This window comes from Noviherbaspirillum sp. (genome assembly GCF_035654295.1).
GTDB lineage: Bacteria > Pseudomonadota > Gammaproteobacteria > Burkholderiales > Burkholderiaceae_D > Noviherbaspirillum.
The window spans coordinates 1-6141 of record NZ_DASRXF010000132.1 but is presented as its reverse complement, the minus strand read 5'-3'; the positions used below and the strand labels follow the sequence as shown (position 1 = coordinate 6141).

Sequence of the window (6141 nt, the reverse complement as noted above, 5' to 3'; positions counted from 1 at the left end):
GATCTCGCTGGGCTATGACACCGACAAGTACAAGCTGCTGGCCTTCGTGCTGTCGGGCGCGCTTGCCGGCCTTGCGGGTGCTACTAAAACCGTAGTGCTTGGCTTCGAAACGCTGACTGATGTGCACTGGAGCATGTCCGGCCTGGTAGTGCTGATGACGCTGGTCGGCGGCCTTGGCACGCTCACCGGCCCGATCGTCGGCGCGGTGCTGATCATTGCGCTTGAAAACAAGCTGGGCGAACTCGGCAACGGGATCGCCGCGGTGACCGGCATCGAGTGGTTCCGTACCATCGGCGAATCGGTCACGATCGTCACCGGCTTCATCTTCATCGTCTGCGTGCTGGCCTTCCGCCGCGGCATCGTGGGCGAGTTGGGGGCGCTGTTTAAGCGGACGCCGGCGGGTTCGGGGGCGGCCCACTAGCGGCAGGCTCTGCAGGAAAAAAAACGGCAGCCGAGGCTGCCGTTTTTGTTTGGCGACGCGGGTCGCTTACAGGGCCGCCGCGTAGATGGCCCGGGCGTCGGCACGCGTGATTTCGCGCGGGTTGTTGGTCAGCAGCCGTGTCTGCAGCATGGCGTCGTCGGCGAGGCGGTCGAGGTCGGCCTCGCTGATGCCGACCTGGCGCAACTGGGTTTCGATGCCGGTACGGCGCGCGATCTCGTCCATCTTGTCGATCAATGCTTGGGTACGCGCTTCGGCACTGCCGGCGATACCTGGCGCGAGGATCTCCGCCAGCTCGGCATACATGCCAGCGGCATACGGCGCATTGAAACGCAGCACATGCGGCAAGACCAACGAATTGGAGAGTCCGTGCGGCACGTGGAAAATGCCGCCGATCGGATAGGCGAGGGCATGGACCGCGGCACACGGCGCGTTGGCGAACGATTGGCCGGCCAGCATCGCACCGAGCAACATCGCTTGCCGCGCGCCGAGGTTCTTGCCGTCTTCGCAGGCAGTAATGATATTGCTTGAAAGCAATAACAGCGCCTGGCGGGCGAGCATGTCGGAAAGCGGGTTCTTTTTCAGCTTTGTCGTATAGGCCTCTATCGCATGCACCATGGCATCGATGCCGGTGGCCGCGGTTACCTTGGGCGGGAGGCCAAGGGTCAGTTCGGCGTCAAGGATGGCAAGGTCTGCATAGAGCTGTGGAGACACGACGCCCATTTTGGTTGTGGCGCCGGTGGTGACGATAGAGATGGGAGTGACTTCGGATCCGGTGCCTGCGGTAGTCGGCACTTGCACCAGCGGCACACGGCCGCCTTTCACATTTCCAATACCGTACATCGACTTGAGGTCTTGCTCGCTGTCGACGAGCACGGCGATCAGCTTGGCCACATCCATCGAGCTACCCCCCCCGAGGCCGATGACAAGATCGATTTCATTCTTGCGCGCATCGGCAACTGCCTGAAGCACGATGGGCTCGGGCGGGTCGGCGACGACGTCGGAAAAGATACTGACCGTCAGGCCGGCTGCCCGCAGGTTGGCAATCGGGGCGTCGACGAGACCGGTCTTCAGGAAGCCGCCGTCGGTCACGACCAAGGCGCGGCGGCTATTCGGGAAGTGCTGTTGGACAAGTGCGCCGATTTTTTTCACGGCACCGATTTCTGAAACGATGTGCGGGACGGTGCTGAAGGTGAATGCGCCGAGGGCTGTTGTTGTGCTCATCTCTTCTCCTAGATTGAACTTCTATTGTAGCAAGGGGCGGTGGGAGCGACAGGGGACGAACAGGGAACGAACAGGCAGGTGGACAGGAGCACGGCCGAAATGCTTGCTTACAATTTCCCGCCTTGGTGTTGTGCGTCTGGTATAGCGAGCTGATCGGGCCGGGACTAGGATGACTTGTGATATGCGGAAACATTTTCGCGCATTCGGCGTCCAACTGTTTCACGTGAAACATTCGATCCATCTCTCCCTATGACTGATCCCGGTACCATTTTCCAGCGCACGCACACAGGGCGTGAAGAGATTCACAAGAAGAGCCATGGCCTCACGCAAAGTGAGCGGCTGGTACTGATTATGGTGGACGGCGTTTCGTCCTATCAACAAATTCGCGCCAAGCTTCCGGTTTTGACAGATGAACGCTTCGGGCGAGCCCTCCAGAAGCTGCAGTTGAAGGAGCTTGTTCTGGAAATATTCATGCCGGTCGAAGGGCAGGCGCCGGACGAGTTGGAGCGGACAGTCATCGACCGCTTCCTCCAGCAAGACCCGATGGACCCGGTGACCATCATCCTGCGCGATCCAGAGGAGGAGTTGGAGCTGCTCGCGCAGTCAAAGTCAGTCTCGGCCCCGGCACCTATGCCCGCACCCGAGATGAAGGCCGAAGACTTTCCAACCCTTGTTGTGCCCGCGCCTGCACCGGGCGGTGTTCCGAACGCCGAGCCGGCCATCGACGCCCTGCACGCAGAGCTTGCCGATTCGCTGGCCGCTGAGTTGCGAGCGAAGCGGGCCCGCAGGCCGCCAGTTCAGCGGCCGGAGCCCGTCCTGATCCCCGATCCGGTGACCGCAGAGCTGTCCCCGTTCCTCGCCGTCCACTGGGGATACTGGCTGATTGTCTCCGGACTCTCCTTCATTCTCGGCTTCGTCCTCGCGCGCATTACCTCCTGATTTTGTTTCACGTGAAACAAAGGCCCCGTTTGGGCAACTAACGGAAGCGGGGCGGAGGGAAAACACTTTATAATCTCGCCTCCGGCACCTTGTCCGCCGCCCACTTCCTTACCCGTCTCCCCGAGGCGAACTATGCTTTTTCCTACTGAATTCGACGTCATCGTTGTCGGCGGCGGCCATGCCGGCACCGAAGCTGCACTAGCTTCCGCCCGCATGGGGCAGAAGACCCTGCTGCTGACCCATAACATCGAGACCCTCGGCCAGATGTCTTGCAATCCGTCAATCGGCGGCATCGGCAAGGGGCATTTGGTCAAGGAAGTGGATGCCATGGGCGGCGCCATGGCCATTGCCACTGACGAAGGCGGCATCCAGTTCCGCATCCTGAATTCCTCGAAAGGCCCGGCGGTGCGCGCTACACGCGCCCAAGCCGATCGCATCCTGTACAAGGCCGCCATCCGCCACCGTCTGGAAAACCAGCCCAACCTGTGGCTCTTCCAGCAGGCCGTGGATGACCTGATGGTGGAAGGCGACCGCGTGGTCGGTGCGGTAACCCAGGTCGGCATCCGCTTCCGCAGCCGCGCAGTCGTGCTCACCGCCGGCACCTTCCTCGACGGCAAGATTCACGTCGGCCTCAACAATTACGCGGCCGGCAGGGCAGGTGATCCCCCGGCAGTATCGCTGTCGTCGCGCCTCAAGGAATTGAAGCTGCCGCAAGGCCGCCTGAAGACCGGCACACCGCCGCGCATCGATGGCCGCTCCATCGATTTCTCGGTCATGGAAGAACAGCCCGGCGACCTCGATCCGATCCCGGTTTTCTCGGTGATGGGCTCGGCCGCCATGCATCCGAAGCAGCTGCCGTGCTGGATCACCCACACCAACGAGCGCACCCACGACATCATCCGCGGCGGCCTCGACCGCAGCCCGATGTACACCGGTGTCATCGAAGGTGTCGGGCCGCGCTATTGCCCGTCAATCGAAGACAAGATCCATCGTTTTGCCGACAAGAATTCGCACCAGATTTTCCTGGAGCCAGAAGGTCTCACCACCAACGAGTTCTATCCAAACGGCATCTCCACCAGCCTGCCTTTCGACGTACAGCTCGAGCTCGTGCATTCGATGCGCGGCCTGGAGAACGCGCACATCCTGCGACCCGGCTACGCCATCGAATACGATTACTTCGACCCGCGCGGATTGAAGTCTTCGCTGGAGACCAAGGCGATCCAGGGCTTGTTCTTTGCAGGCCAGATCAACGGCACGACGGGCTACGAAGAAGCGGCCGCACAGGGCATGCTTGCCGGCATCAATGCCGCACTGCTGACCCAGGGCCGGGAAACCTGGACACCGCGCCGCGACGAAGCGTATCTCGGCGTGCTCGTGGACGACTTGATCACCAAGGGTGTACAAGAGCCTTACCGCATGTTCACCAGCCGTGCCGAATACCGTCTCAGCCTGCGCGAAGACAATGCGGACATGCGCCTGACCGACATCGGCCGCAAGCTCGGTTGCGTCGGCGACGAACAGTGGGAAGTCTTCGAGCGCAAGCGCGAAGCCGTCGCACGCGAACTGGAGCGCCTGAAATCGACCTGGGTCAATCCCCGTATCGTTTCCCAGCCAGAAGCAGAACGCGTGCTCGGTAAAGGGATTGAACGAGAGTATGCGCTCACTGATTTGCTGCGCCGCCCGAACGTCACCTACGAAAGCCTGATGACGCTCAAGGGCAATGAAGGACAGGATCTCGCCGGCCCGGGCGTGGCGGACGGCACCGTGGCCGAGCAGGTCGAAATCACCGTGAAGTACGCCGGTTACATCGACCGCCAGGCACGCGAAGTGGAGCGCCACGACCACTACGAAAACCTCAAGCTGCCTCCGGACATCGATTACATGGATGTCCGCGGCCTGTCGGTCGAAGTGCGGCAAAAGCTGAACAAGCACCGGCCAGAAACCTTGGGACAGGCGTCCCGCATTTCCGGCGTCACGCCGGCCGCGATCTCGCTGCTGCTCGTGCACCTGAAGAAGGGCGGCTTCAAGGATTTCGCCAACGTGAACGCTACCGCGTGAGGATTGCCGGACGATGACTGCATTTGCGCGCGACCAGTTACTAACCACCCTGGCCCAAGGCGTCCGCACACTACAGCTCGACCTGAACGACCGGCAGCTCGAACAGCTGATGGATTACCTCGCGCTGCTGTCGAAGTGGAACGCGGTCTACAACCTGACCGCCCTGCGCGATCCGCGGCAGATGGTCACGCACCACCTGCTCGATTCGCTGGCGGTCGTTCCCGCGTTCGCCGGCGCGAAAAATATCCTTGATGTCGGCGCGGGCGGCGGACTGCCCGGCATCGTGCTCGCGATCGCCCGTCCCGACATGCGCGTGTCGCTGGTCGACACCGTGCACAAGAAGACAGCCTTCCTGACGCAAGTGAAAGCCGAACTCGGCCTCGCCAATGTCACTGTCTACACCAGTCGCGTGGAACAGCTGAAGGTGCCGCAGCAATTCGACGTCATTACCTCGCGCGCCTTCGCCGAGCTCAACGATTTCGTCACCTGGTCCGGACACCTGCTGGAAGAGGGCGGGCATTTCATCGCGCTCAAGGGCGTGATGCCGGGCGAAGAAATTGCGCGCCTTCCTGCCGGATGGAAAGTCGACAGGGTAGAATCCCTGACCGTACCCGGCCTCGACGCCGAGCGCCATCTCGTATTCATCGCAGCAGGAGACCAGGCATGAACGCGCTGTTCCATTCCATTGGCATCACCGACGTGTGGCAGCTGATCGCGGCGACGATGGTCTTCCTCATGCTGCCCGGCCCCGGCACCTTCTGTGTCCTCACCTGCACCGGCCAGCGCGGTCTGCGCGGCGGCTTCGCATCGCTGGCCGGACTGATGCTCGGCGACGTGGTGCTGATGCTCCTCGCCGCACTCGGCGTCGCAGCGCTGCTGCAAGCGAACCCGCTGCTGTTCCAGGGCCTGCAATACCTCGGCGCCGCCTACCTTGCCTACCTCGGCCTGCGCCTCTTGTTTGCGAAGAGTGAAGAGGGCGGGGCCGTCGTGCCTTTCTCGAATGCCGCCGACTTCCGGCGCGGCTTCCTCGTCACCCTCATCAATCCGAAAGCCATCGTGTTCTACATGGCCTTCTTCCCGCTCTTCATCGACCCGGCGACGCACCAGGGCGCGTTGACTTTCGCCGCAATGGGCGTGGTGATTTCCTGTTGCACCCTGTTCTACGGCAGCCTGCTTGTCATCGCCGGCAATGCTGCGGCAAAGCGCCTCGCGCGCAATCGTCGCGTCGCGGCATTCGCATCGAAAATGGCGGGGATGTTCCTGATCGGCTTCGGCATCAAACTCACGACAAACTAAAACAACATGGCCAAGATATTCTGCGTCGCCAACCAGAAGGGCGGCGTCGGCAAGACGACAACGGCAGTCAACCTCGCAGCCGGTCTCTCGAAAATCAATCAGCGCGTGCTGCTGGTCGACCTCGACCCGCAAGGCAATGCCACGATGGGTGCCGGCATCAACAAGGCCGAGCTGCAGAGCTCCGT

General features: G+C 61.8%; 7 protein-coding genes. 6 read left to right on the top strand and 1 reads right to left on the bottom strand.

Annotated elements, in window-relative coordinates:
* The coding region (locus VFF99_RS13365; protein WP_414691539.1) for a branched-chain amino acid ABC transporter permease at positions 1-421 on the top strand (421 nt) is incomplete at its 5' end.
* A gap of 66 nt (positions 422-487) precedes the next feature.
* Here VFF99_RS13365 and VFF99_RS13360 read toward each other — a convergent pair.
* The gene (locus VFF99_RS13360; RefSeq protein ID WP_325018658.1) at positions 488-1663 is read right to left on the bottom strand and encodes an iron-containing alcohol dehydrogenase; all 1176 of its coding nucleotides are present in this window, start codon (positions 1661-1663) and stop codon (positions 488-490) included.
* 249 nt (positions 1664-1912) lie between these two features.
* Here VFF99_RS13360 and VFF99_RS13355 point away from each other — a divergent pair, with 249 nt between their 5' ends.
* From VFF99_RS13355 to VFF99_RS13335, 5 genes are all read left to right on the top strand, one after another.
* On the top strand, positions 1913-2602 hold the full coding sequence (locus VFF99_RS13355) for a hypothetical protein (protein ID WP_325018656.1): 690 nt from the start codon (positions 1913-1915) through the stop codon (positions 2600-2602).
* A gap of 132 nt (positions 2603-2734) precedes the next feature.
* Positions 2735-4660, top strand: a complete 1926-nt coding sequence (mnmG, locus tag VFF99_RS13350) for a tRNA uridine-5-carboxymethylaminomethyl(34) synthesis enzyme MnmG (protein ID WP_325018654.1) — start codon at positions 2735-2737, stop codon at positions 4658-4660.
* Positions 4661-4673: 13 nt separating this feature from the next.
* Entirely contained in the window at positions 4674-5327 is a 654-nt protein-coding gene (rsmG, locus tag VFF99_RS13345) for a 16S rRNA (guanine(527)-N(7))-methyltransferase RsmG (RefSeq protein ID WP_325018652.1), read from the top strand.
* The gene (gene leuE / locus VFF99_RS13340) at positions 5324-5956 is read left to right on the top strand and encodes a leucine efflux protein LeuE (RefSeq protein ID WP_325018650.1); all 633 of its coding nucleotides are present in this window, start codon (positions 5324-5326) and stop codon (positions 5954-5956) included. Before rsmG ends, leuE begins: the two co-directional genes overlap by 4 nt.
* Before the next feature lie 6 nt (positions 5957-5962).
* Positions 5963-6141, top strand: a 179-nt coding sequence (locus VFF99_RS13335) for a ParA family protein (RefSeq protein ID WP_325018659.1), incomplete at its 3' end; no start/stop codon positions are given.

What these genes read in the sequence shown, in the direction of transcription:
- leuE (WP_325018650.1), top strand. Translation starts at nt 5,324, where the DNA reads ATGAACGCGCTGTTCCATTCCATTGGCATCACCGACGTGTGGCAGCTG.
- VFF99_RS13360 (WP_325018658.1), bottom strand. Translation starts at nt 1,663, where the DNA reads ATGAGCACAACAACAGCCCTCGGCGCATTCACCTTCAGCACCGTCCCG.
- rsmG (WP_325018652.1), top strand. Translation starts at nt 4,674, where the DNA reads ATGACTGCATTTGCGCGCGACCAGTTACTAACCACCCTGGCCCAAGGC.
- VFF99_RS13355 (WP_325018656.1), top strand. Translation starts at nt 1,913, where the DNA reads ATGACTGATCCCGGTACCATTTTCCAGCGCACGCACACAGGGCGTGAA.
- mnmG (WP_325018654.1), top strand. Translation starts at nt 2,735, where the DNA reads ATGCTTTTTCCTACTGAATTCGACGTCATCGTTGTCGGCGGCGGCCAT.